This is a genomic window from Burkholderia sp. HI4860 (assembly GCF_002223045.2).
Classification (GTDB): domain Bacteria; phylum Pseudomonadota; class Gammaproteobacteria; order Burkholderiales; family Burkholderiaceae; genus Burkholderia.
In genome coordinates this window covers 185,554-211,671 of the sequence record NZ_NKFO02000003.1, presented here as the reverse complement: position 1 = coordinate 211,671, position 26,118 = coordinate 185,554, and the positions used below count along the sequence as shown (strand labels likewise).

The 26,118-nt window shown below is 64.5% G+C and carries 25 protein-coding genes; 19 read left to right on the top strand and 6 right to left on the bottom strand.

Annotated features, from left to right (window positions below):
* Positions 1–17 precede the first annotated feature (17 nt).
* From odhB to CFB34_RS16050, 4 genes are all read left to right on the top strand, one after another.
* Positions 18–1,292 carry a 2-oxoglutarate dehydrogenase complex dihydrolipoyllysine-residue succinyltransferase gene (gene odhB, locus CFB34_RS16065; RefSeq protein ID WP_089439954.1) on the top strand — a complete coding sequence of 425 codons (1,275 nt, stop codon included), beginning with the start codon at positions 18–20 and terminating at the stop codon, positions 1,290–1,292.
* An 83-nt stretch (positions 1,293–1,375) separates the two neighbouring features.
* Positions 1,376–2,806 carry a dihydrolipoyl dehydrogenase gene (lpdA, locus tag CFB34_RS16060; protein WP_089425219.1) on the top strand — a complete coding sequence of 477 codons (1,431 nt, stop codon included), beginning with the start codon at positions 1,376–1,378 and terminating at the stop codon, positions 2,804–2,806.
* Between the two features lie 98 nt (positions 2,807–2,904).
* Positions 2,905–4,002, top strand: a complete 1,098-nt coding sequence (gene zapE / locus CFB34_RS16055) for a cell division protein ZapE (RefSeq protein WP_089439955.1) — start codon at positions 2,905–2,907, stop codon at positions 4,000–4,002.
* Positions 4,003–4,146: 144 nt separating this feature from the next.
* On the top strand, positions 4,147–4,557 hold the full coding sequence (locus CFB34_RS16050; protein ID WP_179243630.1) for a transposase: 411 nt from the start codon (positions 4,147–4,149) through the stop codon (positions 4,555–4,557).
* 103 nt (positions 4,558–4,660) lie between these two features.
* On the opposite strand, the gene CFB34_RS16045 is transcribed toward CFB34_RS16050, so the two are convergent.
* The 5 genes from CFB34_RS16045 to CFB34_RS16025 form a co-directional block, all read right to left on the bottom strand.
* Positions 4,661–5,122 carry a DUF2147 domain-containing protein gene (locus tag CFB34_RS16045; protein WP_089439957.1) on the bottom strand — a complete coding sequence of 154 codons (462 nt, stop codon included), beginning with the start codon at positions 5,120–5,122 and terminating at the stop codon, positions 4,661–4,663.
* Between the two features lie 165 nt (positions 5,123–5,287).
* Positions 5,288–6,973: a POTRA domain-containing protein gene (locus CFB34_RS16040; protein WP_089439958.1), complete on the bottom strand. Its 1,686-nt coding sequence runs from the start codon at positions 6,971–6,973 to the stop codon at positions 5,288–5,290.
* Positions 6,974–7,117: 144 nt separating this feature from the next.
* Positions 7,118–8,542 (bottom strand): collagen-like triple helix repeat-containing protein, encoded by a 1,425-nt coding sequence (locus CFB34_RS16035; RefSeq protein WP_089439959.1) that lies wholly within the window; start codon positions 8,540–8,542, stop codon positions 7,118–7,120.
* A gap of 40 nt (positions 8,543–8,582) precedes the next feature.
* Positions 8,583–10,334, bottom strand: coding sequence for a collagen-like triple helix repeat-containing protein (locus tag CFB34_RS16030; RefSeq protein WP_089439960.1), 1,752 nt, complete (start codon positions 10,332–10,334; stop codon positions 8,583–8,585).
* Complete coding sequence (locus CFB34_RS16025; protein WP_242808665.1) at positions 10,324–10,647, bottom strand: hypothetical protein; 324 nt, start codon at positions 10,645–10,647, stop codon at positions 10,324–10,326. Before CFB34_RS16025 ends, CFB34_RS16030 begins: the two co-directional genes overlap by 11 nt.
* 362 nt (positions 10,648–11,009) lie before the next feature.
* On the opposite strand from CFB34_RS16025, the gene CFB34_RS16020 reads away from it, so the two are divergent.
* From CFB34_RS16020 to CFB34_RS15955, 14 genes are all read left to right on the top strand, one after another.
* Positions 11,010–11,216 carry a Flp family type IVb pilin gene (locus tag CFB34_RS16020; RefSeq protein WP_089439962.1) on the top strand — a complete coding sequence of 69 codons (207 nt, stop codon included), beginning with the start codon at positions 11,010–11,012 and terminating at the stop codon, positions 11,214–11,216.
* Between the two features lie 114 nt (positions 11,217–11,330).
* The gene (locus tag CFB34_RS16015; protein ID WP_089439963.1) at positions 11,331–11,831 is read left to right on the top strand and encodes a prepilin peptidase; all 501 of its coding nucleotides are present in this window, start codon (positions 11,331–11,333) and stop codon (positions 11,829–11,831) included.
* Positions 11,828–12,274: a TadE family protein gene (locus tag CFB34_RS16010; protein ID WP_089439964.1), complete on the top strand. Its 447-nt coding sequence runs from the start codon at positions 11,828–11,830 to the stop codon at positions 12,272–12,274. The genes CFB34_RS16015 and CFB34_RS16010 overlap by 4 nt, the downstream gene beginning before the upstream one ends.
* A gap of 86 nt (positions 12,275–12,360) precedes the next feature.
* The gene (cpaB, locus tag CFB34_RS16005; protein ID WP_089439965.1) at positions 12,361–13,293 is read left to right on the top strand and encodes a Flp pilus assembly protein CpaB; all 933 of its coding nucleotides are present in this window, start codon (positions 12,361–12,363) and stop codon (positions 13,291–13,293) included.
* A gap of 65 nt (positions 13,294–13,358) precedes the next feature.
* Positions 13,359–14,687, top strand: coding sequence for a type II and III secretion system protein family protein (locus CFB34_RS16000; RefSeq protein WP_089439966.1), 1,329 nt, complete (start codon positions 13,359–13,361; stop codon positions 14,685–14,687).
* 60 nt (positions 14,688–14,747) lie between these two features.
* Positions 14,748–16,022 (top strand): fimbrial protein, encoded by a 1,275-nt coding sequence (locus CFB34_RS15995; protein WP_089440391.1) that lies wholly within the window; start codon positions 14,748–14,750, stop codon positions 16,020–16,022.
* A gap of 3 nt (positions 16,023–16,025) precedes the next feature.
* A complete protein-coding gene (locus tag CFB34_RS15990; RefSeq protein ID WP_089439967.1) occupies positions 16,026–17,393 on the top strand; it encodes a CpaF family protein in 1,368 nt (455 codons plus the stop codon).
* Positions 17,386–18,387, top strand: coding sequence for a type II secretion system F family protein (locus tag CFB34_RS15985; RefSeq protein ID WP_089439968.1), 1,002 nt, complete (start codon positions 17,386–17,388; stop codon positions 18,385–18,387). The genes CFB34_RS15990 and CFB34_RS15985 overlap by 8 nt, the downstream gene beginning before the upstream one ends.
* Before the next feature lie 4 nt (positions 18,388–18,391).
* Positions 18,392–19,387: a type II secretion system F family protein gene (locus CFB34_RS15980; protein WP_089439969.1), complete on the top strand. Its 996-nt coding sequence runs from the start codon at positions 18,392–18,394 to the stop codon at positions 19,385–19,387.
* 17 nt (positions 19,388–19,404) lie between these two features.
* Positions 19,405–20,250 carry a tetratricopeptide repeat protein gene (locus CFB34_RS15975; RefSeq protein WP_089439970.1) on the top strand — a complete coding sequence of 282 codons (846 nt, stop codon included), beginning with the start codon at positions 19,405–19,407 and terminating at the stop codon, positions 20,248–20,250.
* Between the two features lie 20 nt (positions 20,251–20,270).
* Positions 20,271–20,597: a DUF3613 domain-containing protein gene (locus CFB34_RS15970; protein WP_089439971.1), complete on the top strand. Its 327-nt coding sequence runs from the start codon at positions 20,271–20,273 to the stop codon at positions 20,595–20,597.
* 11 nt (positions 20,598–20,608) lie between these two features.
* Positions 20,609–22,630: a pilus assembly protein TadG-related protein gene (locus CFB34_RS15965; RefSeq protein WP_278190118.1), complete on the top strand. Its 2,022-nt coding sequence runs from the start codon at positions 20,609–20,611 to the stop codon at positions 22,628–22,630.
* Positions 22,631–22,738: 108 nt separating this feature from the next.
* Positions 22,739–24,130, top strand: a complete 1,392-nt coding sequence (locus CFB34_RS15960; RefSeq protein WP_089439973.1) for a sigma-54 dependent transcriptional regulator — start codon at positions 22,739–22,741, stop codon at positions 24,128–24,130.
* A 54-nt stretch (positions 24,131–24,184) separates the two neighbouring features.
* Positions 24,185–24,886 (top strand): DUF2968 domain-containing protein, encoded by a 702-nt coding sequence (locus CFB34_RS15955; protein WP_089439974.1) that lies wholly within the window; start codon positions 24,185–24,187, stop codon positions 24,884–24,886.
* A gap of 77 nt (positions 24,887–24,963) precedes the next feature.
* Here CFB34_RS15955 and hfq read toward each other — a convergent pair whose 3' ends face one another.
* Complete coding sequence (gene hfq, locus CFB34_RS15950) at positions 24,964–25,515, bottom strand: RNA chaperone Hfq (RefSeq protein WP_089439975.1); 552 nt, start codon at positions 25,513–25,515, stop codon at positions 24,964–24,966.
* A 296-nt stretch (positions 25,516–25,811) separates the two neighbouring features.
* Here hfq and CFB34_RS15945 point away from each other — a divergent pair, with 296 nt between their 5' ends.
* On the top strand, positions 25,812–26,105 hold the full coding sequence (locus CFB34_RS15945) for a hypothetical protein (protein ID WP_089439976.1): 294 nt from the start codon (positions 25,812–25,814) through the stop codon (positions 26,103–26,105).
* Positions 26,106–26,118 lie beyond the last annotated feature (13 nt).

Below are 26,118 nucleotides of genomic sequence, written 5' to 3'. Positions count from 1 at the left end.
GCATCCAGGAAAATCACATGGCTATCGTAGAAGTCAAAGTCCCCCAGCTTTCGGAGTCGGTTTCGGAAGCCACCATGCTGCAGTGGAAGAAGAAGCCGGGCGAAGCAGTCGCTCAAGACGAAATCCTGATCGAACTCGAGACCGACAAGGTCGTGCTCGAAGTGCCGGCACCGGCTGCGGGCGTGCTCGCGCAAGTGCTGCAGAACGACGGTGACACCGTCGTTGCCGATCAGCTGATCGCAACGATCGACACCGAAGCGAAGGCAGGTGCAGCCGAAGCCGCGGCAGGCGCCGCCGAAGTCAAGCCGGCAGCAGCGCCTGCTGCAGCCGCACCGGCAGCACAGCCGGTCGCTGCAGCCGCATCGTCGACCACCGCATCGCCGGCCGCATCGAAGCTGCTGGCCGAGAAGGGCCTGTCGGCAGGCGACGTCGCGGGTTCGGGCCGCGACGGCCGCGTCACGAAGGGCGACGCGCTGGCAGCAGGCAGCGCACCGAAGGCCGCACCGGCTGCCGCACAGGCGAAGACCGCCGCTGCGAAGCCGTCGCTGCCGGAAGTGAAGGTGCCGGCATCGGCCGCGACCTGGCTGAACGACCGTCCGGAACAGCGCGTGCCGATGTCGCGCCTGCGCGCGCGTATCGCCGAGCGTCTGCTCGAGTCGCAGCAGACCAACGCGATCCTGACCACGTTCAACGAAGTGAACATGGCCCCGGTCATGGAGCTGCGCAACAAGTACAAGGACAAGTTCGAGAAGGAACATGGCGTGAAGCTCGGCTTCATGTCGTTCTTCGTGAAGGCGGCCGTCCACGCGCTGAAGAAGTTCCCGCTCGTGAACGCGTCGATCGACGGTAACGACATCGTCTACCACGGCTACTTCGACATCGGTATCGCTGTCGGCTCGCCGCGCGGCCTCGTCGTGCCGATCCTGCGCAACGCGGATCAACTGAGCCTCGCCGAGATCGAAAAGAAGATCGCCGAGTTCGGCCAGAAGGCGAAGGACGGCAAGCTGTCGATCGAGGAAATGACGGGCGGTACGTTCTCGATCTCGAACGGCGGCGTGTTCGGCTCGATGCTGTCGACCCCGATCATCAACCCGCCGCAATCGGCAATCCTCGGCGTGCACGCGACGAAGGAGCGTCCGGTCGTCGAAAACGGCCAGATCGTGATCCGTCCGATCAACTACCTCGCGCTGTCGTACGACCACCGCATCATCGACGGCCGCGAAGCCGTGCTGTCGCTCGTCGCGATGAAGGATGCGCTGGAAGATCCGGCACGCCTGCTGCTCGACCTGTAAGCCGAGTTTCACCGCATTGACCCGCACCGCACGGGCGCGCGACACGCGCGGCCCGTGCGGCTGCACAAGAAGAAAGGATTGTCATGTCCAAGGAATTTGACGTCGTCGTGATCGGCGCCGGCCCCGGTGGCTACATCGCCGCGATCCGCGCCGCGCAGCTCGGCAAGACCGTTGCCTGTATCGAGAAGTGGAAGAACCCGGCCGGCGCGCTGAAGCTCGGCGGTACGTGCCTGAACGTCGGCTGCATCCCGTCGAAGGCGCTGCTTGCATCGTCGGAAGAGTTCGAGAACACGTCGCACCACCTGGCCGACCACGGCATCACGGTCGACGGCGTGAAGATCGACGTCGCGAAGATGCTCGGCCGCAAGGACGCGATCGTCGAGAAGATGACGAGCGGGATCGAGTTCCTGTTCAAGAAGAACAAGATCACCTGGCTGAAGGGCCATGGCAAGTTCACCGGCAAGACCGACGCCGGCGTGCAGATCGAAGTGAGCGGCGAAGGTGAAACCGAAGTCGTCACCGCAAAGAACGTGATCATCGCGACGGGCTCGAAGGCGCGTCACCTGCCGGGCATCCCGGTCGACAACAAGATCGTGTCGGACAACGAAGGTGCGCTGACGTTCGACTCGGTGCCGAAGAAGCTCGCCGTGATCGGCGCAGGCGTGATCGGCCTCGAGCTCGGCTCGGTGTGGCGTCGCCTCGGTGCCGAAGTGACGGTGCTCGAAGCGCTGCCGGCCTTCCTCGGCGCAGCCGACGAAGCGCTCGCGAAGGAAGCGGCTAAGCTGTTCAAGAAGCAGGGCCTCGACATCAACCTCGGCGTGAAGATCGGCGAAGTGAAGACGACCGCGAATGGCGTGTCGATCGCCTACACGGACAAGGACGGCAACGCGCAGACGCTCGACGCCGACCGCCTGATCGTGTCGGTCGGCCGCGTGCCGAACACCGACAACCTCGGCCTCGAGGCAATCGGCCTGAAGGCGAACGAGCGCGGCTTCATCGACGTGGACGACCACTGCCGCACGGCGGTGCCGAACGTGTACGCGATCGGCGACGTGGTGCGTGGCCCGATGCTCGCGCACAAGGCGGAAGACGAAGGCGTGCTGGTCGCGGAAGTGATCGACGGCCAGAAGCCGCACATCGACTACAACTGCATTCCGTGGGTGATCTACACGTACCCGGAAATCGCATGGGTCGGCAAGACGGAGCAGCAGCTGAAGGCGGAAGGCCGCGAGATCAAGTCGGGCAAGTTCCCGTTCTCGATCAACGGCCGCGCGCTCGGCATGAACGCGCCGGACGGCTTCGTGAAGATGATCGCGGACGCGAAGACCGACGAACTGCTCGGCGTGCACGTGATCGCGGCGAACGCGTCGGACCTGATCGCGGAAGCCGTGGTGGCGATGGAATTCAAGGCGGCGTCGGAAGACATCGCCCGCATCTGCCATCCGCACCCGTCGATGTCGGAAGTGATGCGCGAAGCGGCGCTCGCCGTCGACAAGCGCTCGCTGAACAGCTGAGCGCGGTGTAGCGCCGGCCGGCCATCGGCCGGCGCAGCCGTCTCATGACGAGGGCGGGCGGGGTTTCCCGTCCGCCTTCGTTTTTTCCGGTTTGCCCGATGAACGTCACCGAATACTACACGCGCGAACTGACCACGCGCGGCTATCAGTCCGATCCCGCACAGCGCGCGGCCGTCGATCGCCTGCAGCAATGTTTCGACGAATGGGTCGAGTACAAGGCGCGCCGCTCGAACGCATTCAAGAAGCTCATCAATCATCCCGACCTCCCGCGCGGCGTGTACATGTGGGGCGGCGTCGGTCGCGGCAAGAGCTTCCTGATGGACAGCTTCTACGCGGTCGTGCCCGTCCAGCGCAAGACGCGCCTGCATTTCCACGAATTCATGCGCGAAGTGCACCGCGAGCTCGAGGAACTGAAAGGGCAGGCCGATCCGCTCGACGAACTCGCGCGGCGCATCGCGAAGCGCTACCGGTTGATCTGCTTCGACGAGTTCCACGTGTCGGACATTGCCGATGCGATGATCCTGTACCGCCTGCTCGACCGCCTGTTCAACAACGGCGTGCAGTTCGTGATGACGTCCAACTACGATCCCGACGACCTGTATCCGGACGGCCTGCATCGCGACCGCATGTTGCCGGCAATCGCGCTGATCAAGTCCAAGCTCGACGTACTCAACGTCGACGCGGGCGTCGATTATCGCCAGCGCACGCTCGCGCAGGTGAAGATGTATCACACGCCGCTCGGCGCGGATGCCGATCGCGAATTGCGGCATGCGTTCCAGAAGCTCGCGGCCGTTCCCGACGAAAGCCCGCTCCTGCATATCGAGAAGCGCGAACTGAAGGCACTGCGCAAGGCGGACGGCGTCGTATGGTTCGACTTCGCGACGCTGTGCGGCGGCCCGCGCTCGCAGAACGACTATCTCGAGCTGGCGAGCCGCTTCCACGCGATCGTGCTGTCCGAAGTACCGCAGATGTCGCCGCGCATGGCGTCCGAGGCGCGGCGCTTCACGTGGCTCATCGACGTGCTGTACGACCACAAGGTCAAGCTGCTGATGTCTGCGGCGGTGCCGGCGGAGCAGTTGTACATCGAAGGCCCGATGGCCAACGAGTTTGCGCGTACGGTCTCGCGAATCGTCGAGATGCAGTCGAAGGAATACATCGAAACGCCGCGCCGCATCGTCGATACGTCGCTGACCTGAGTGCGATTTCCGGCAATTGACGGGATTCAATCGTCAATTCCGGTCAAATTAAAGCAATCTCGGGGTAATTTCGGATTTGTCTTATATTCATTGTTGAGGTGAGCCGATATCGTTGTGCCATGGTTACTAAGGCTGGAGATGTCCATGACACCGTATCGCGATCTGACCGATCAAGAGTGGCGCTGCGTTGCGTCGCTTCTGCCCGAAATGCAGCCGCGCACCGAGTTGCGCGGCCGCCCGTTGGCCAATACGCGTGCCGTCCTGAACGGCGTGCTCTGGGTGATCTACAGCGGCGCAACGTGGTCGGCCATGCCGCGTCGTTACCCTTCGTACCAGACTTGCCATCGTCGCTTCAAGGTATGGCACGAGACGGGCACGTTGATGAGTGTCATGCGTGAACTCTATGGCGACGCAGGCGTGAATTTGTGCAACGAGTTGTCCACGCGGATGCGCAAGCATACGCAATCGAAGGCGGCGGAAGCACGCAGCAATGCGGCGCCCGCATATCGCGCACTGGGCAGCTATGCGTCGGACACGCTGAAGCATGCAGCGTGATGTTCATCAGTTCCCGCCACGCATGCACCAAAACAAAATCGGCCTGACGACTTCGTCGCAGGCCGATTTTTTCATTGAGCCGCGCGTTTAAGCGCGAGCCGCATTATTGCTGGCGAACCCAGGTCTGCGAACGACCGAGCAGCGACACGCCGATGTAACCGCGCACGACGAGTTTCTGGCCGCCGTCTTCAAGCGTCATCTTGCACTTGTAGACCTTGCCGTTCTCCGGGTCGAGAATGTTGCCGCCGTCCCAGTGGTCGCCATCCTTCTTCATGGCCTTGATGATCGTCATGCCCTTGATGAGCTGATCCTTGCGCTCGTCCGTGCAGGCGGTGCAGCGGCGATCAGGCGTATCGTTCGCGCCGAGGCCCTTCACGACCTTGCCGGTCAGCGCACCGTCGCCGTCCTCGGCGATCTGTACGAGTGCCTTCGGCTGATGCGTGTTGTCGTCGATCGTTTGCCACATGCCGATGGGGCTGTCTGCTTGTGCGAACGTGGGCGCGGCGCAAGCGAGCAGTACGCCGGCGACGGCGATGGCACGAAACGGGTGGGTCAGTTGAATCATTGTCGTCCTCCTTGTTTTGCATGTCCTGTTCGATTTGCCCGCACGACCGTCTGCATGGGGCGGGCATGTTGCGAGCTTCGCCAGAATACGTGAAACCGCGTGTCACGTTTGATAGAGGGGACTCTAATCGAAACAGCCCGCTGGCGCGGGCTGTTGGGTGCCCGATCAGTTGAGCTGATACGAGAATGCGGCGTTGATGCGCGGGCTGCGTGACGCACTTTCGACGGGAGCGTCACCCACCGGCTTCGCAACGTTCAGGTCGAGGCTGTAGAAGCGGCTGTCGGTGAAACGCACGCCGATACCGACCGACGACATGCGGTTCGGCGACGGCGTGCCCGCGTGCAGGTACACACGCGCCATGTCGTAGGCGATGTACGGCGTTACGGATTTCATGTACGTCCAGCCCGGCGTGAAGCCGCGGTTGACCTCCAGCGACATCCCCCATCCCGAGTCACCCGACGCTTCGCCCGGCTGATAGCCGAGCGCGTAACGCGTCGAGCCGAACGAGATCTGCTCGGATGTCGGCAGCGAGTCGGGGCTGTATTGTCCGGTCAGCGAAACCGACGTGCCGATCCGGAACGGCCACTCGTTGGTTTGCGTGAAGGTCGCGCCGGTCCGGACGAAGGTCAGTGATGTCGGGTCGGCGTATGTGATCGTCGAGCCGTTGGCCTGGGCGACCTGCGATTTCGACGCGCCGAGGATGTCGAACGCCTTGGCTACGTTGACGCTCAACTTTCGCACTTGCTTCGGTTGGACGTTGGTGTAGTCAAGTTGCAGTTGCAGCACGCGGACCTGCGACCGATTGTTGAGCGTCGCGCCATTGATCTGGTTCTGGTAGTTGTCCTCGTTGTGGGCCGCGTAGCCCGACACCGTGCCGAGCAGGCTGCGCTGGTTGTTCAGCAGGATCGGATAGGATGCCGAAAGACCCAGCTTCTCGTTCTTGACCGTGCGCTGCACGTACGATGGCAGCCCCGGGTTGTCGGTCGGCTTGCCGCGATAGGTGCTCGCGTCGAGGCGCGTGATCAGGCCGCTGCTGCCCACGGGTACCGCACCGCTGAATGCGAAATAGGTTTGCTTGTCGCGCCCCGGCGGCGCCAGCGCGGAAATGCTCAGTTGCTCGCCGAACGACGTGAGGCCGTTTTCGGTCGCGGTGATGAGACCCTGGACGCCCGGATGGTTGAAGTCGATACCGGTGCTGACGTTGAACGGCTTGCGGTCGACCGCAAGTTCGAGCGTCGTGGCACCGTCGGTGGTTTGCGGCGGCGGTACGTTCGCCTTGACCGTGAGGCCGGGCAACAGGCCGAAGGTGTTCACGTAGCGTTCGAACGTCGCGCGGCGCAGCGGGCGATCGGCAGTGATATGCGCGGCGATCGCACGAATCTTCGATTCCATCGCACCGGGCTTGCCGGTGACCTTGACGTCCGACACATAGCCTTCGACAACCGTGATGCGCACGACGCCGTTCTCGAACGTCTGCGCCGGAACGAACGCGAACGACAGCGCGAAGCCGCGATCCTGGTACAGCTTCGTCACGCCGTTGGCGGTTTCGATCAGGTCGCCGATCGTGATGTCCTTGCCGACGAGCGGGGTGAAGCGACGCGAGATCTCTTCGAACGGAACGGATTTCACGCCTTCGACCTGGAATGTGGTCGGTGTCAGGTGACGCGACAGCAACTCCTGCAATTGCGGTGCTTGCGGTGCGACCTGCACGGTCACGTTCGGGCCGGTTTTCGGCGCGTTGATCTGGGGCAGGGAGTCGAGCGGGTTACCGCCGACGCGCGTTTGTGCATGTGCCGTGCCTGCTGCCGCGATGGCGAGCAGCATCATCCATCTGTCGAGTCTGGATTTCATTGTTCTTCCTCGTTGGCCTTGCTCTTCGTCTTCTTTGTAATGCCGGCGCGCGACACCAGGGTGCCGCGCGCCGCGTGCCGCAATGCCGGTTGTGTTTGTACGGCCGCGCCATTCGCTCCGGCTGCGACGGTGCGACCGTCCTCCTTACTTGCCAACGCTACCCAGCGTACCCAGCAACCCCGTTACCGGTGCCAGCAGCCCCGTCGAGCTGCCGCCCGACGTTGCCGTACCCGTGACGCCGCCAACCAGCGACGTGACCGGTGCGAGCGGGCTCGATCCCCCGGATCCTGCTGCGCCGCCGACTGCTCCGGTGACAGTATTCAGCAAACCGGTGACAGGCGCGAGAGGGTTTGCACTGCCTGCGCCACCCGTCGCGCCACCGAGCGTGCCCGTGACCGTCGACACGAGATTCGTGACGGGGGCGAGCGGGCCGCCGCTGCCGCCCGCCGCACCGCTCAGTGCGCCGGTGACGGTGGAGACGAGGCCGGTGACGGGCGCGAGCGGGCTGCTGCCCGAGCCGCCGGTCGCGCCGCCGAGTGCGCCCGTGAGCGAGCCGAGCGGCGTCGAGCCGAGACCCGACAGCAGGCCGCTGAGCGGATTCGTCGAGCCGGAACCCGACGACGTGCCGTTCTGTACGGTCGCCGTCGAGCCGCCGACGAGGCTCGTGATCAGGCCGGGGATCGGTGCCGCGCCGTTCGGGCCGTTCGGGTTGACGAGGCCGCCGGCGTTGGTGACGGTGTTGCCGACCGCCGTGACGAGCTGACCGACGTCGCCGACGAGCGGCTGGCTCGACGTGCCGCCCACCTGCTTGCCGGCCGAGCTGATCGCGCCGCCGACCTGGCCGAGCAGGCCCGAGACGGGTTGGCCGAGGCCGGTCGTCGTGCCGACCTGTTGCGTGACCTGGCCGGCGGTGATCACGAGCGGCGTGATTGCCGAGCTGAGCGGTTGCGTGACCTGCTGCACGGCGCCCGACGACAGCGTCGAGCCGATCGTCGTGCCGGCGGCCGTCAAGCCGTTGGCCACCGTGTCGAGGACGGTGCCGACCGGCGTCGTGACGGGCGCGAGCGGTGCGAGCTGGCCGGTGCCGAGCGCCTTGACCGTCGAGCTCAGGCCGGACACCGTGTTGCTCGTCGCGCCGACCACGTTGCCGAGGCCCGCGACGGTCGTGCCGACCGGATCCTTCGCCGTGCCGATCTGCCCCAGCCCGTTGCTCACCGCGTCGGCGGCGGCGCCGACGATCGTGCCGGTGCTCGAGAGCGTGCTGCCGACACCCTTCGTCACGCCGTCGCCGAGGCCCGGCAAGCTGATGTTGCCGACCGTGCTGCCGAGGTCGGTGGCCGTCTGGCCGACCGTGCTGACTACGCCCTTGGTGCCGGTGGACGTACCGCTGGTGCCGCTCGTGCTTGGCGTACCGCTCGTGCTCGGGTTGTTATTGTTGTTGCTGCTGGTCGGCGGCGAGCTGACGCCACCGCCGCCGCAGGCGGCCAGCAGGCAGGCGGCGGCGAAGGCCGTGAGGGGCGCGCGCCACTGGCGCAGGGCGGCTGTCGTGAGAGAACGTTGCTGGGACATGATGGACTCCTCGCTGTCTTGTCGATTGATGGATGTTGGTTTACTTGCCGTGCGTGCCGCCGAGCAGGCCGCCGATCAGCGACGTGACGGGCGCGAGCGGATTCGACGACGAACCCGAGTTCGTGACGGCGCCCGTACCGCCGGTCAATGCCGGTGCGCCGACCGTGCTGGTCACCGTGGACACGACGTTCGTCACCGGAGCGAGCGGGCTGCTGCCGCCTGCACCGCCCGTCGCGCCGCCGAGTGCGCCCGTGACCGCGCCGAGGAGACCCGTGACCGGGGCGAGCGGGCCACCGCTCGTGCCGCCCGTTGCGCCGCCGAGCGCGCCCGTGACCGTCGAGACGAGGCCGGTAACCGGCGCGAGCGGGCCTCCGCTGCCGCCTGCTGCGCCGCCGAGCGCACCCGTGACCGTCGAGACGAGGCCGGTAACCGGGGCGAGCGGGCCGCCGCTGCCGCCTGCTGCGCCGCCGAGCGCACCCGTGACCGTCGAGACGAGGCCGGTAACCGGGGCGAGCGGGCCGCTGCCGCCGCCCGCTGCGCCGCCGAGTGCGCCCGTGACCGTCGAGACGAGGCCGGTGACCGGAGCGAGCGGGCCGCTGCCGCCGCCGGCTGCGCCGCCGAGCGCACCCGTGACCGTCGAGACGAGGCCGGTGACCGGGGCGAGCGGGCTGCTGGCGCCGCCCGTTGCGCCGCCGAGCGTACCCGTGACCGTCGTTAGGAGGCCCGTGAGCGGGGCGAGCGGGTTGGTCACGCCGCCGGTGCCGCCCGTGAGCAGGCCGCCGACGGCCTTCACGGTGTTGCCCGTCGACGAGACCGTGTTGCCAAGACCGGTCGTGACAGGGTTGCCGCCCGCCGACGCGAGCAGGGCGCCGGCCTGGTTCAGGCCGTTGCCGACCGTGCCGAGCAGCGTGTTGACGGGCGCGCCGAGGCCGGTCGCGGTGCCGATCGTCTGGGTCGTCTGGCCGACCATCGTCGTGATCGGCGTGATGGCCGAGCTGACCGTCTGCGTGACTTGCTGGATCGGGCCGGTCGACAGTGCATTGGTGAGGGTGGTGCCGCCGTTCGATACGGCGCCGCCGAGCGTCGACACGAGGCCGCCGACGGCGCCCGTGACCGGTGCGAGCGGCGTCAGCGGACCGCTGCCGAGGCTCGAGACCAGGTTGCCCGTCTGCGTGACCGCGCCGCCGAGCTGGTTGACCACGCCGCCCGTGCTGGCGAGCGTGGTGCCGAGCGGATCCTTCGTCGCGCCAAGCTGGCCGAGACCGTTGCCAAGGCCGTTGCCGAGTGCGGTCACGGCGCCGCCAACGCTCTGCACGATGCCGCCCGCGGCTTGCGTGGTGGCCGGGTTGACGCCCGGCAGCGACTGGTTGGCGATGACGGAGCCGAGGCCCGAGACGGTCCCACCGGCGCTCGTGATGATGTTGCTGCTGCTTGCGAGGACAGTTCCCACTGGGTTCGACGACACCCCCGAGGTGCCGCTCGTGCCCGACGTACCGCTGGTGCCGCTGGTGCCGGAGGTGCCGCTCGTGCCCGAGGTGCCGCTGGTGCCGGATGTACCGCTCGTACCGGACGTACCGCTGGTGCCCGAGGTACCGCTGGTGCCGCTCGTGCCCGAAGTACCGCTCGTGCCGGAGGTGGAGATCGTATCGCCGCCGCCCGAGCTCGAACCGCCGCCGAGCCCCTGGCTGATGGAGCCGGAACCGCCGCACGCGGAGAGGGAAAGCATGGCTGCAACGGTGGCCGCGATCAGAGTCGTCCGGAACACGCCATGAGGGATAACCTTAATGTCCATTTTGTCCTCGCATTAAAAATGTGTTGTGAACTTCGTTGTGTTGAGTGGTGCGCGCACTACTCTGCAACTGTCGTGCCATTTCGATGCTCGACGGTTCGACAACAGGTTTTAAACGAGGCAATTCCTTGTCGGAAAAGGAAGTTATGGAAATTGAAAGATTGTTGAATCTGTTTAAGGGCAGGCGAATGAGAACGGTTTCGCGCGTTTCGTAACGTAACGTCACAACATTGGCGTTACGCGTGCGGCGTAACGTGGGGCCGCGCAGGCTTGGTGGACGAGGCAATTGTTTTACTGGTGGATTAGGTGTGCACATCTAACCTATCGTAAATCCTATGTGTAAGTCGTACCGAAACGCCGTACAAATACATGGTGCTCCTGGTCATTTTTTCGATCCGTGTTGTTAAAAGAGGTTGGAATTTAAATGGGATCGGATATAGAATCGGCAGCAGATGTAAGCAAATGTACGGTTCGGTACACAACGTTCGAGGAGGTGACTATCGCGAATGTTAACTTGCATCAAATGTTGAGCCATGCCCCTCGGGGCGACCTATAAAGAAAGCGCACCCGGTTGTCGTTACAGCAGATGTGGCGAACAGCGTGGGGCAACCGGCCAGATATGCGGGGACGTATACGTATAAAAGGCCAAAGAACGTAAATACAGGCACGAGGAATAAAATGAAAGCAATCATCAAGCGTTTCCTTCGGGAAAATGACGGGGTTACCGCGATCGAGTATGGGCTGATTGCGGGTCTTATCGCTGTCGCGATCTTGGCGGGTGCCTCAACGCTCGGCACTAATCTCGGCAATATGTTCACGAATCTCGGGACGTGTCTCACCACCCCGGGCGGCGCGAACTGCTCGGCTGCCAAGATCTTTACGTAATACACCTGACGTTAGTTGGTACGACCTCGAAACATTGAGTCGTCTTGATGTTGCGGCGAGCGGATTGCCTTTGGCAGTCCGCTCTCTGCGACATTTGCGGCAGGTTGTGTTGCGATGGCACATTTCATATTCAGCGGGATGTTCCTGGTCTGGGCTGCGTTCGTCGCGACCAGCGACATCCGTTTTCGGCGTGTTTCGAATTCGCTCGTCCTGGCCGGGTTGGTCAGTGGCCTAGGCGGAGCGTATTTCAACGCCGGTCCGTTTGGCATTCTCCCGGCGCAGGCGATGATCGGCCTGCTGGTCGGGCTGGCCGCCTTTTTCCCGCTCTTTTTGCTGCGCGTCATGGGCGCGGCGGACGTCAAGATCTTTGCCGTGATCGGCGTGTGGTGCGGCGCATATGCGCTGCTGTGGATCTGGATTGCCGCCAGTCTTGCCGCCGGTATTCATGCACTGGCCGTGATGCTGCTGTCGCGCACGTCGATCGGCGCGTTGCGGCAACCGGGCCAGCCGGCGATGGCGCTCGGGAAATACCGGGCAACACCCTATGCGGCATGCCTCGCGGCACCGGCTGCCGCATGGGTTGTCTTTCTTGTCGCCACGGGGAGCTTGCGATGAAACGACAGATGCAGCGGCGTGAACGCCGCCGGCAGCGCGGCGCGACGGCCGTCGAGTTTGCGATCGTGTTTCCGTTATTGTTCGTGATTTTCTACGGCATCGTCACTTTCGGGATGATATTCGCGATTCAGCAGAGCCTGACGTTTGCCGCCAGCGAAGGTGCACGGGCCGGGCTGGCTTACGCCCCCAGCCTCGCTGCGCGTATTACGAACGCAACAACGACCGCGCAGAGCGTCGTCGCCTGGCTGAATGTCGGTACGCCGCAAGTTGCGGCGCCGCAGTGCAGTTACGACACGTCGGTTCCACCGTCGCTGTACTGCCTGTCCGTCACGGTGAACTACACCCCCAAAGACTGGATTACGACCATGCCATTTCTGGGAAGCATACTGAGTCAACCATTGACGAGTACGGCGGTCGTGCAGATTCCGCAGTCGATCCTTTGAAGTGCGTATCGTGACGCGACCAGCAAGCTGGCGCGCGAATCGGGCAGAAACCTATCGGACTTTCAATCCGGCATCCACACGACAACATGGCCAACAATTTGACGAAGATCATCGCGGGACTGCTGATTGCAATCGCCGTATTGCTCGGAATTTATGCGTGGATGCTCGGGCGCAGCACGCAGAATGCCGTGCCAGTCCAGCAAACCGTTGCGGCAAACCCGGTTCCGGTCGTGATTGCGACGCGCGTGTTGCCGGCCGGCCAGCCGATCACGGCCGACGCACTGAAGGTCCGGCAGACCGCGCCGGTGCCGACTGGCGCATTTGCCGATCCGTCCGTGCTCGTTGGCCGGGTGCCGGCAGCGGATATTCCGGCTTCGTCGCCGGTTGTCGCGGGGGCGCTGGTGTCGGGGCTTGCCGAGGATGTCCAGCCGGGCGAGCGTGCGGTCGCTGTCCGAGTCGACGAAACCAATGCGGTCGGCAACCGGTTGCGGCCCGGCAACTACGTCGACATATTTCTCAATCTGAAGCGCGAAGGCGGGGGCACGATGCTTGACGGCGAAATTTCGCAGACTCAGGCGCGGCTGTTGTTGTCGAAGGTGCGTGTGTTGTCGTTTGGCGACGCGACACCCGATCGAGACAGCGGCAACACCACCAATGGCAACAACGGTCAACCGTCCAGTGTCCGCATCGCGGTGCTTGCGGTGCCGACCGCGCAAGTCGATGCGCTGACGCTTGGCGAGTCGAGTGGTCGCCTGACTTTCGCGTTGCGTAACCCGCGCGATGACGAGCTTGCGATCCAGACGGTCGCGGTGCGGACGGACAACAAGCTGTCGCCGTCGGCGCTCGCCGCCGCGGGCGTCTCGCTGCAACAACTGTCCGGCACACCGAGAACCCCGGTGGCCAACCCGAACGTGCCGCCACTGCCATCGCATCTGCCGCCGGTGGTGCGGGCGGGCGGCGGGGGCGGCGGCGGCATCGAAGTGATCCGCGGCGGCCGGTCGGAAACGGTTGCCTATTGAACGACATCGAAGGCTATCGATTTCAGCGACGACAAATAAAGGGCCGCGTGACGGTCTACCAAACAATGAAAAACACACTGATTGCATTCGCGATTGCTATCTGCACCATGACTTTCGCATCGTTTGCGAGCGCGAGCGGCACGATCGAACTGGCGGTTGGCGCGCAGCGGCAGCTTTCGGCGGGCCGCGCGCTGCAGCGTGTTGCGGTCGGCGATCCGGCCATCGCCGACGTCCTGATCATGAAGGGCAGCCGCTCGGGTTCCGTGTTGCTGACGGCGAAGGCGCCTGGCGCGACAAATGTGATGCTGTGGGAGCGCGGTCACGAGGAACCGACGGTCTGGAACGTCGAAGTCGTCGACGCAGCTGCGCAAGCGGTGCTCGACAACTCCACGCCGCGCGTGAATGCATACGGTGGCACCGCGGTGCTGCAGGGCTCGTCGACGTCGCTCGATGCGCATGCTCGTGCGGCGGCAGTCGGCAAAAACATGAGCGGGAAGGGCGCCGTGATCGATCGCTCGACGGTCGCGGGCAAGAGCGTCGTGCAGGTCGATGTGCGGGTCGTCGAATTCAGCCGATCGGTGCTCAAGCAGGTCGGGTTCAATTTCTTCAAGCAGAGCAACGGCTTTTCGTTCGGCTCGTTTTCGCCCGGCGGCGTGCAATCGTATAGCGGTGGGTCACCCGGCACCGCGGGGTACGTTCCGACGCTCGGCTCGCCTGTCTCGTCCGCGTTCAATCTGGTCGTGAATGCCGCGGGCCGTGGGATCTTCGCCGACCTATCGCTGCTCGAGGCGAACAATCTCGCCCGTGTGCTTGCGGAGCCGACGCTCGTTGCGTTGTCGGGCCAGAGCGCGAGCTTCCTCGCTGGCGGTGAGATTCCGGTGCCGTCGCCGCAAGGGCTCGGCTCGACCGCGATCCAGTGGAAGCAGTACGGTGTCGGACTGTCGCTGACGCCCACGGTGCTGAGCCCGCAGCGGATCGCGTTGAAGGTTGCGCCCGAATCGAGCCAGCTCGATTACGTGAACAGCGTGACGATCAGCGGTGTTGCGGTGCCGGGGATCACGACGCGCCGAGCCGACACGACGGTCGAGCTCGGCGACGGCGAGAGCTTCGTGATCGGTGGCCTGATCGATCGCCAGACGATGTCCAACGTCAACAAGGTGCCGCTGCTCGGCGATTTGCCGATCATCGGGACGTTCTTCAAGAATCTGAACTATCAGCAGAACGACAAGGAATTGCTGTTCATCGTGACGCCGCATCTCGTCGCACCGATCGCGAAGGGCGCGGTATTGCCCGCGACGCCTGGCGAACTGTCGGAGCAGCGTGACGGGCCGGTCTGGAAATCGTATCTGGGCGGAGCGGCATCACCAGATGCAGCTCCGGGTTTCTCGAAATGAGTGCGATGCATCGCGGATTGCGACGCCTCGCCACGCCTTGTGTAATCGGGGGTGTTCAGCATGAACGCGCGAATCCAATCATTGTGTGAACCCGCCGTGACCGACTATTTCGTTTGCGCATCGCGACAGGAGGCGCATGTCCGCTGGCTGGCCGATACGCTCGTATCGGCCGGTGCGGTCGAGGCTGCGTCCCTTGAGCCGGGCGTGCTCGCGCAGCGCATTACGGGTCTCAACCCTGCGCTCGTATTCATTGATTTTTCCGGTGGTAGCCCGGCGGCGAGCGTGGCGGCTGCAGCGGTACGCGCATCCCATCCGGGCCTGCCGATTGTCGCGCTCGGCTCACTTGCCCAGCCGGAAAGCACGCTTGCCGCATTGCGTGCCGGCGTGCGCGATTTCATCGACGTATCGGCGCCGGCAGAGGAGGCATTGCGGACGACACGCGGACTGCTTGCGAACGTCGGCGAGCCGGCGAGCCGCCATGGCAAGGTGGTCGCGTTGCTTGGCGCGCGCGCCGGCATGGGCGTGAGCACGCTCGCTGCGAATCTCGCCGTATGGCTGCAGAAGCACGCAGTGAGTCCCGGGGGGAGCGGTGAGTCGAATGGCGGCACGCCGGCCGGCCGCCAGACAGCGCTGGTCGACCTGGGGCTGCCGGCAGGCGATGGCGCGTTGTTCCTGAATACCCGCTGCGAATTCCATTTCATCGATGCGGTTCACAACCTGCGCCGCATCGACCGAACCTTTGTGAATACCGCACTGACCCGGCATGAGAGCGGTGTCGCATTGACGACGCTTCCAGCCGATCTCGGCGGGCTGCGCGATGTCTCGTATGCGTCGTGTGCGGGATTGCTGAACCGATTTCGTGCCTTCTTCGATCAGCAGATCGTCGATCTCGGTGGTTTTTCGAATCGCGAGTTCGTTGCCCAGATGACGACTTCGGCCGATGAGGCGTGGCTCGTCTGCGATCAGGGCGTCGCGTCGATCGTGTCCGCAGCCGATCTGCTCACCGGGCTGCGCGACGCGGGTGTCGACACCGATCGCGTACGGCTCGTCGTCAACCAGTACGATCCCGCACTCGACCTGACGCCTGCGCAGATTGCCGAGCGTCTCGGTCTGGCGCTGGTGGGGACGTTGCCGTCGCGCCGCGTCGCGATCGGTCATGCGGCAAACCAGGGCCGGCTCATCGTCGACATGACGGAGCGCGACCCGTACGTGCGCGCGCTCGAGTCGCTTGCCGCGCGGCTGCCGGGTGTGTCGGTCAGGTCGACCGTCACGCGACCGGCATCCGGCCTGTCTGCGCTGAAGCGCTTCATTCAACCCTCGTCCAAGCGGTCGTAAGCGATGGCACACGACATTCAATTCGCCGACGGCGCAGCGCCGTTCTCCCAGACGCAGCAATTCCACGATATCAAGAATGCCGCGCATGAACATCTGCTGACGCGCATCGAAGAACTGGGCGCCGAGTTCGGCCGATGGTCTCGCCAGGCGATCAACCAGTTCGTCGATCTCGAGATCGACAGCTTCGTGCGCCTGCGCCGCATTCCGCTCAACGAGAACGAGGTGCGTGCGATCGCCGAGGCTCTTACCAAGGAGCTTGCGGGCTTCGGGCCGATCGAGGACCTGCTTGCGGACCCGGCCGTCGAGGACATCCTGATCAACGGGTACAACGACGTGTATGTGTCGCGTCACGGGATACTCGCGAAGCTGCCGGTGCGTTTTACCGACAACGCGCACCTGCTGCGAATCGTGCGCCGGATCCTCGCACCGATCGGCCGACGTCTCGACGAGTCGAACCCGATGGTCGACGCGCGGCTGCCCGACGGTGGCCGCGTGAACGTCGTGATCGAACCGCTGTCGATCGACGGCCCGGTGGTATCGATCCGGAAATTCCGCAAGGATCCGTTGAAACCGTCCGACCTGCTCGGCAACGGGACCTTCAACGAAGAGATCAACACGCTCCTGCAGGCTGCGGTCGAGGCGCGCTGCAACATTCTCGTGTCGGGCGGCACGAGTTCCGGCAAGACGTCGTTGCTCAACGCGCTCGCATTCCACATTCCCGAGATCGAGCGTGTCGTAACGATCGAGGACACGGCGGAACTGTCGCTGAACCACCCGCACGTCGTACGGCTCGAGAGCCGACCGGGCGGTTTCGACGGCACCGGGGTCGTGTCGATTCGGGACCTGTTGCGCAATACGCTGCGGATGCGTCCGGACCGGATCATCGTCGGCGAAGTGCGGGGCGGCGAAGTGCTGGAAATGCTGCAGGCGATGAATACCGGTCACGACGGCTCAATGGGCACCGTGCATGCGAGTTCGCCGCGTGAGTGTCTGTACCGTCTCGAGATGCTTGCCGGCTTTGCCGGCTTCCAGGGCACTGAGTCGAGCCTGCGTCGGCAAATCGCGAACGCGATTGACTTCATCGTGCAGATCGGGCGCCTGTCGAACGGACGGCGGCGGATCCTGTCGATCACGGAAGTGACCGGGTTGTCCGACAACATCATCGCGACGCAGGAACTTTACCGCTATGAAGCGCGCGTGACGCCTGAGGGCGAGGAAGTCGACCATTGGGAGACGCTGGGCATTCATCCGCATTCGCCGAAGCTAGCGCGCTTCCGTCAGACGCTGACGAGCGGTGGGTTCGGCGATGGCGGGTTTGGCGGGGGCTTCGGCGGCGGGTTCGGCCGCGGCGGCGGGGGCTTCAATGTATAGCGCGATGGCGTGGGTGCTGGCTTTCGCGATGCTGTGCGTTGCGGCAGCGGTGATGCTGTGGCGTCACGCGGAGAACCGGCGCATACGGACCGATGCGAAGCGATTTATCGACAGCCGGCTCGAACTGGGTGCACGTGCCGGGGTTGCCACGCAGGCAGCACGGCCGTCCACGGCAGGCGCCGCGCGTGCGGTGTCGCCGCAACCGGGCACTGCACGGAGCGCATCGTCCGTTACGTTCTGGAAGCACCAGTATGCGGTCGCATCCGAATATCTGACGAACCTTGCGAGTCGCGCGGGGATCGAGGATGCGCGCGGCAAGACGCTCGTCGCGCTCGCCGTGCTGGTTGCGGTCGCGACGTTCGCGGGCAACCGCGGTGGCGCGCTCGCGTGCTTTGCCGCGCTTGCGTGCGGATGCTCGATTTTCGGCGTCTGGCTCGCGTCGCGAATCCAGCGGCGCAGGCTGAAGATTGTCCGGCAGATCCCGTCGTTCCTCGACGGCATCGTGCGTCTCGTGACGCTTGGCAATAGCGTGCCGGCGGCATTCCAGTCCGCGCTGCTGACGACCGAGGAGCCGCTTCGCGGCTGTCTCGACCACGTGTCGAGGATGCTGCGAGGCGGTGTCGAAATCGATCGCGCAATGGTGCACATCGCGAAAATCTACCGAACCGAGGAGTTCGAACTCGTCGGTTCCGTGTTGCGACTGTCGGTCAAGTACGGCGGCCGCGCGGACGTGATGCTCGAGCGCATGGCCGTGTTCATGCGCGACCTCGAACAGGCGGAGCGCGAGTTGACAGCAATGTCGGCAGAAACGCGGTTGTCGGCGTTCGTGCTCGTGATGTTGCCGATCGGGATCGGCAGCTTTATCGTCGTGACCAATCCGAAGTATCTGCACGGGATGTGGAACGACCCGGGCGGGCGGACGCTCCTGATGTTCGCGTTCCTGTTGCAATTGGCCGGCAGTGTGTGGCTGTATCGAATGGCTCGGCTCAGGTGATGCTATGACAGCGACTCAGATCGGAGCGATTGCCCTGGCGAGCGGCGCACTCGGCGTGCTGCTGTTCGGCGTGATCGCATTGTTACGCGCAAGTGCCGCGACGCGTGCCGAGCGCGCGCTTGTCGATGCGCTCGACCGGCGCATGGCCACGCTCGAAGCAGCGAAAGCGCGGACCGCGCCGGACGGCGGCGATGCGCCAGCCAAGCCCGACGTCCGGCGGGGGCAGCGCGTCGAACGTATTCTCGATCGTCTGTCGGCGGCCGGTGTGCGCTGGCTCGATACCGGGCTCGGCAAATACGCTGTCGCGGAAGAGGATCGCCGCTTGCTCGAGCAATGCGGTTACGTCGACACGCGCACGCGCGGGCTGTTCCTGAGCGCGCGGGTCGCGTGTGGGATTGGGCTGCCGCTGCTGTTCGCGATTTTCGCGAGCGGGCATATGAAGGGCAGCATGTGGATGGTCGGCATGTTTGCCGCTTTCGGGCTCGGCTTCATGTTGCCGAAGCTATACGTACAGCGCCGCGCGGCGGCGCGGCGTCAAAGCGTGATCGACGAACTGCCGTTGCTCGTCGACATGCTGCGTCTGCTGCAAGGCGTCGGGTTGTCGCTCGATCAGAGCCTGCAGGTCGTGACAAACGATTTTCGCGGAATGATGCCGGTACTGTCCTCGGAAATGGGGATCGCGCAGCGCCAGTTCGCGGCAGGCCGGACGCGCGAGCAGTCGTTGCAGCGTCTGTCCGGTGGATTCGACAACGAGGATCTGCGCGCAATCGTGCGATTGATGGTCCAGGTCGACAAACATGGCGGTGCGGTGCAGGAGCCGCTCAAGCAGTTCGGCGACCGGTTGCGCGAGACGCGCCGTGCGATGTTGCGTGAACGGATTGGCCGATTGACCGTGAAGATGACAGGCGTGATGGTGTTGACGTTGCTGCCCGCCTTGCTGATCGTGACAGCCGGGCCGGGTTTGCTGGCGGTGACGCACGCATTGTCGGCGCGCCATTGACGGTGGAAGGAAAGACGATGAAGCGGATCAGCGGGATGGCATCGCAAATGGGTGTGGCTGCGGCAGTGGTGCTGCTGCTTGGTGCGTGCGCAACCAAGGAAAACGGGTATGGCGTCAGCGCGCAGACCGAGCGTGCGGCGCTGATGCAGGCGGCCGATCAGAAGCAGTCCGTTCCGGATACGCCCGGGATGTACCTCGGCCTGATCCAGCGGATGCAGGGGCAGGGGCTTTACTTTGCTTCGCTTGCGCACATCGATGCGTACGACAAGACCTTCGGCGCGATTCCGGAGTCGATCCTGTTGCGCGCGGACGCACTGCGGATGACCGACCAGCCGGTGGCCAGTGCGGCCGTCTATACGCAACTGCTGAAAACACCGCTTGCCGCGCGAGGCTATCGCGGGCTCGGGTTGATCGCGGGCGCGGCAGGCGATTTCGATCGTGCGGCGCAGGTACTTGCGCAGGCGTCGGATCTTGCGCCGACCGATGCGTCGCTGTTGTCCGATCTCGCATATGCGAAGTTGCGCAGCGGCGACGTCGTCGGTGCGCGGGTGCCGTTGATGAAGGCGGCCGAATTGGATCAGCGCAATCCCAAGATCGTCAGCAATCTTGCGCTTTACCTGATCGCGGCGGGGCGTACACAGGATGCTCAACGGTTGATGAATCAGCAACATCTGCCGGCGGATATCCGCAAGGACATCGCCGGCGACGCGGCGAAGATCGTCGCGGCGGCACGTGCGCAGCAGCGTGCGGTCGCGACACCATCGGTGGTGTCGCGTCGCGCTGCTGCAGCGCCGATTACACCGATGGCGAACAATTTCGGTTATGACCAGACCGTGCCACTGTTGCAGCGCTTCGCACAATGAACAGACATCGGGAAAACGACATGAACAATAAATATCATCGAAACGTGCGCGTGGGCCGGATCGCGGTACTCGGTGCGATCGTGTGGATCGCGGTCGGCTCGGCTGTCACCTATGCACAGGATGCCGGTGCGCCGCGCGCGTCCGACGTCGAGCGCTCCGCGAAGGAATGGCTCGCCATGCAGCGCGACAATCGTGCTGCAGCGCCGGCGCAACCGGTGCTCGGCGACGTTGCGTCGCTGGTCTATCAACGCTATCTCGACTCGTTCAAGAACAAGATTCCCGACACGATGAATTCGCAGCTCGGCTCTGCCAGCGGTATGTCGGGTGGCGGTCTAAGCGCGCAGTAAGCGAGACGGCGATGCGCACAGATCAATCACACGTGGCTCGGCGGCGCCGCGTCGGCTGCCCGGGGGGGCGTCGCCAGCGTGGTGGTGCAGCGATCATGGCGACGATCTTCCTGGCGATCGCGGTCATCGTGTTGGGCGCGACTGATATAGGTCGCTTCTATGCCGAACGACGCCATATGCAGGCGGCCGCCGATACGGCCGCGCTGTCTGCCGTGACGCAGGTCGCCAGCGATGCCACTTGTGCGGCCGCAACGACTGCGGTTAATCAAGTCACGAACGTGCCGGCAAGCCTGCTGTCGGGAAAGGCCACGGCAGCCGTGACGTGCGGGATCTGGAGCCCACCGGCAACCAGCGGCGCGAGTGCCCAGTTCACACGCACCTCGGGAGCAGCGCTGCCGGCCAATAACCAGTGCGCCGGCTTGTCAGGCGGCGCGGTCGGCGCCGGGCAATCGGTCAACGCCGTGTGCGTGACCGTTTCGGAGCCGGTGAGCGGGATTTTTATCAACGACGTAACGATCAGTGCGTCGGCTATCGCCAAGAGCGTGCCGACCGATACCTTTACGCTGACCACGTCGCTGGCGGCGTTGAACGGCGGGTTGGCCAATCAGTTGCTCCAGGTGCTGACGGGGTCGCCCAACGCGTTGAGCCTGCAGGTCCTCGACTACCAGGGGCTGGCGCAAGTTAACCTGAAACTGGCAGGTATTCTTGCCAATCTGCCGGTCGGCACGACCACGGGCGTATTGAACGGTACCGTGACGCTCGGGCAACTGGCCTACGCCGCAGTTCAGGCAGCGACGCAGCAGAATCTGGTCGGAGCCAACCTGAACGTGCTGAACGCGATCGTTGCCTCGCTCTGTTCCGGCACCGTCTGCGGCGGTCCGCAGATCGCGCTTGGTCAGCTGGTTTCTGCCGCTACCGCTACCGGAACCTCCGCCGTCAACGCCAGCGTCAATGCTCTCGGACTGCTGTCGACGGCATTGCAGATCGCGAACGGCACGAATTCGGTCGCCATTCCCAGCATCACGGTTCAGACGCCGACCGCGCTGGCGCCGCTGCTGAACGCAACCGTATCGGGCTCGGTGTCGCTCGCGGGGACGCCGCCGTCCACCGCGAGCGGTCCGGCCGGGCCGACGAATTGCGGAACCTCCAATTGCACGACCAACACGTCGACTGCGCAGGGGAACGTGTTCCTCAATACGTCGATATCGTTGCTGTCGACCTGTCCGACCGGCGGGCTGGTCTATCCGGGAGGTACGTGCCCGTCGGGTAGTCCCACGCCGCTTGCCGCGGTGCAACTGCCGATTACCGCCTATGTGGCACCCGCGACGGCGGGCCTCGCATCGGTCACCTGTACCGCGAACGGCACGAAGACCGCTCAGGTGAACGTGCAGACTGGAGTGGTAGCCGTGTACATCGGCGGTTCGGCGAATACACCGATCAACCTGAACGCGCCATCCGGGTACACCCCCGGCAGTGGAACCCCGATCACGCTGGTAGCCGTCAACCTGCAGAGCCTGCTCAGTCTACTGGGGCTCAATACCGTGATTTCAGCGCTCAATGTGCTGACGCTGGGGTTGATCAACCTGAATCAGATATCCGTCAATATCAGCCTGAAGCCCGGACAACTGACGGTTCCCGTGGCTAATCAAACGCCGACTGCGCTGACGTTCACGTATCCCGGCCCCGGGTCATCCGCTTCGCCGAGCCCGGCGTCACCGTACACCCTGGGCACGGGAACGGACCAATTCCTGGCGCCCGCGGTTCAGGGTATCGTCGGTAGCGGCCTGTCGGTTTCGGTGTCGGCGAGCGGCGGGTTGGTGGGGGTGCTGGCCGGCATCCTGAATCCCTTGCTGGATATCCTGACCGGGCCGCTTCTGACCGCGCTCGGAAGCACACTCGTTCCGCTGCTCCTGCAACCAATCGACTCGCTGCTGACCTCCGTCACGGGCCTGCTCGGATTGAGCCTGGGGAACGCCTATGTCACGAACACACCGGACTCGATCAAATGCGGCAACCCCATGCTGGTTCAATAAATGCCTGAACGTTCAGTCATCAATGCGGGCAGCGTCGCTGCTGCCTGCGACAGATCGCTGATCTGCAATGCAAAGCAACTCGTCAATCACTGAAGCCGCACCCGAATCATGAGAACCACGCCCGCAATCGAAGAGCTCGACCTGTACGTCTGGGAAGGCAAGGCGGACATTGTCGACCGCGTCGCCCGGTGCATGGCGAGCTTCGACGTCGAAGTGATCCGCGCCGACAACGCGGAGATCTCGCCCGAGCGCGCCGCCTTGCGGCCGTCGCTGGCAATCATCAGCGTGACGATGATCGAAATCGGCGCCGCGTTCCTGCGCGACTGGCAGGCCAACATCGGCATGCCGGTCGTCTGGGTCGGCGCGGCGCGCGATCACGACGCGTCGCAGTATCCGCCCGAGTATTCGCACATCCTGCCGCTCGACTTCACGTGTGCCGAGCTGCGCGGCATGATCGGCAAGCTCGTCACGCAGCTGCGGGCGCATACGGCCGAAACGTCGCATCCGACCGAACTCGTCGCGCACTCGGAATCGATGCAGGCCCTGCTGCACGAAGTCGATACGTTCGCCGATTGCGACACCAACGTGTTGCTGCACGGCGAAACCGGCGTCGGCAAGGAGCGCATCGCGCAACTGCTGCACGAAAAACATTCGCGCTACCGGCATGGCGAATTCGTGCCCGTGAACTGCGGCGCGATTCCCGACGGCCTGTTCGAGTCGCTGTTCTTCGGTCACGCGAAGGGTTCGTTCACGGGCGCGGTTGTTGCGCATAAAGGCTATTTCGAGCAGGCGGCCGGCGGCACGCTGTTCCTCGACGAAGTCGGCGATCTGCCGCTGTACCAGCAGGTCAAGCTGCTGCGCGTGCTCGAGGATGGCGCGGTGCTGCGCGTCGGCGCGACGTCGCCGGTCAAGGTCGATTTCCGGCTGGTCGCGGCGAGCAACAAGAAGCTGCCGCAGCTCGTGAAGGATGGCCTGTTCCGCGCCGATCTCTACTACCGGCTCGCGGTGATCGAGCTGAGCATTCCGTCGCTGGAAGAGCGCGGCGCCGTCGACAAGATCGCGCTGTTCAAGTCGTTCGTCGCACAGGTCGTCGGCGAGGAGCGGCTCGCTCAGTTGTCCGATCTGCCGTACTGGCTGACGGATTCCGTCGCGGACAGCTATTTCCCCGGCAACGTGCGTGAACTGCGCAACCTCGCCGAGCGTGTCGGCGTGACGGTGCGGCAGACGGGCGGGTGGGATGCCGCGCGGCTGCAGCGGCTGATCGCGCACGCGCGCAGTTCGGCCCAGCCGGTCCCGGCAGAGAGTGCGGCCGAGGTGTTCGTCGATCGCAGCAAGTGGGACATGAACGAGCGCAACCGCGTCATTGCGGCGCTCGACGCAAACGGCTGGCGGCGTCAGGATACGGCGCAGCAGCTCGGCATCAGCCGCAAGGTACTGTGGGAAAAAATGCGCAAATACCAGATCTTCGACGAGGAACCCGAGACCCGCGAAAGCGAGTAATTAATGAGATAAAATCGCGCTGAATTACAACGACTCGGGCGGGAATAGAACTTCATGAGCCATATGACGGGGTTGGGAAGGGCGTGCGTATTGTTCGCCCTGGCGGGAGGCATTCAGGGCGCATACGCGCAAAGTCTGGCGGACAGCGGTTCGCCGGCCGTACAGCAGGCATCGGCGCCGGTGGCGGCGATTCCGGTGATCGATTCGCAGACGTCGTTGCAGCCGCAGGCGGGCGAGTCGACGGGGCCGAGCACGGTCGACGACTTGCAGCGCCAGATCCAGGCGCACTCGCTGACCGAAATGCGCACGAGCTACAACGGCAGCTACGGCGCGAGCCTGCTGTTCAACGTGAAGGACGGGGCGTACTTCGTCGCGTTGTTCCAGCAGAAGGCGTTCTGGCGCGTCATCAAGACTTACGACGAAACGCGTGCGGAAGCGATCTATCGCGATTTCTCGCGCCAGGCGGAGCGGCTGGCCGTGAACGAACTGCGGGCGGCGAAGCTGGAATCGCAGAAGGCGCAGATGGACAAGCAGATCGAGGTCACGCAGGATCGCGCGCGGCGTCTGCAGGCCGATATCTCGATCGCCCGCCAGCAGCAGGCGGCGGTCGCGGATCGCCAGAAGAGCGTACGCAACGAGACGGCCGCATTGCAGGCGCAGCAGGCCGAGCTTCAGTCGCAACTGCGCGCGTTGCAGCAGCAGGTGCGTTCGTTGCAGCGTGAGGCCGATGCGGGCCTGCCGACGACGGCACGCTGAACCCGGCGGCGGTGCGGCGACATGCCGCGCCGGCCGCACAAGTAAAAAGGGCAAGCCGGTTGGCTTGCCCTTTTGCTTTACTGGCCGTCCGGCACGATTCGCCGGCGGCGCGTCACGATGACCGGCCCGCTGCCGCCGCGGGAATCCGACGACGAGGCGTTGCCGGATGCGTCGCCGGTGTCGCGCGGTGCGCCGTAGCTTTCGCGCGGTTCACGGGGTTCGCGCGGGGCACCGTAGCCTTCGCGCGGTTCGCGCGAGCCATAGCCTTCACGTGGTTCGCGGGAGCCGTAGCCGCCGTCGCCGCGCGATTCACGCGAGCCGCCGTGCGAGCCGTACGGGCTGTGACCGCCGCCTTCACGGCCGCCGGGGCGCCCGCCGGTGCGCGGCCCGCGGGGGCCGCTGCCGCCCGGGCGCGAGCCGCCCGTGTCGAGCTGGATCGTGGAAATCGCGCGCTTGTAGATGCCTTGCAGACCCACGGGGGTGCGCAGCATCACCAGGTACTGGTCGAACGACTCGATGCACCCCGTCAGACGAATGCCGTTGACGAGATAGATTTCAACGCGCTTACGTTCCTTGCGCGCCGAATTGATGAAGTCGTTTTGCGGATGGGATTCTGCGGGATTGGCCATTGAGGTGCGGCAGGAGCCTGCGTCAGAGAATATGTTGTGCGTGTGTGTGGCGTGTTCGTCCACAAGGTGTTTGGCGGGATTCTACCCTGTTCAATCGGGGAGCGCGTAGTCGTGATTGTGTCGAACCGTAACCCACTATAGACGTTCCAGCGCGATTTCGCGATTCGGCCAAACGGCTAATGCCATTTCGTTACGTCGCGTTACGACTCTCGCAAGGCCGTATCACCTGGGTTCGCGCGCGAACGTTTACTTTAGTCGCGCGAGCCGGGCGGGCCGGCATATCAGGGATTCAGAACATGAACAAGAGACGATGGGCAGGGTGGGTCGGGAGCGTGGCGTTGCTGGCTTCGGGCAGTGCGATGGCGGGGCATGTCGACCTGTCGGTCGGCATCGGCGTACCGGTCGCACCGGTCGCACCGGTCTATGTCGAGCCGGCCCCGGTCTATGTGGCGCCGCAACCGGCCGTGGTCGCCTATCCGGGCTACGGATATGGCTACTACGGCGATGACGACGACGATCGCTATCGCAAGTGGCGCAGGCACTATGACAAGCATTGGCACCGGCACCACGGCGACGACGATGACGATTGAGCCCCAGGCCAGC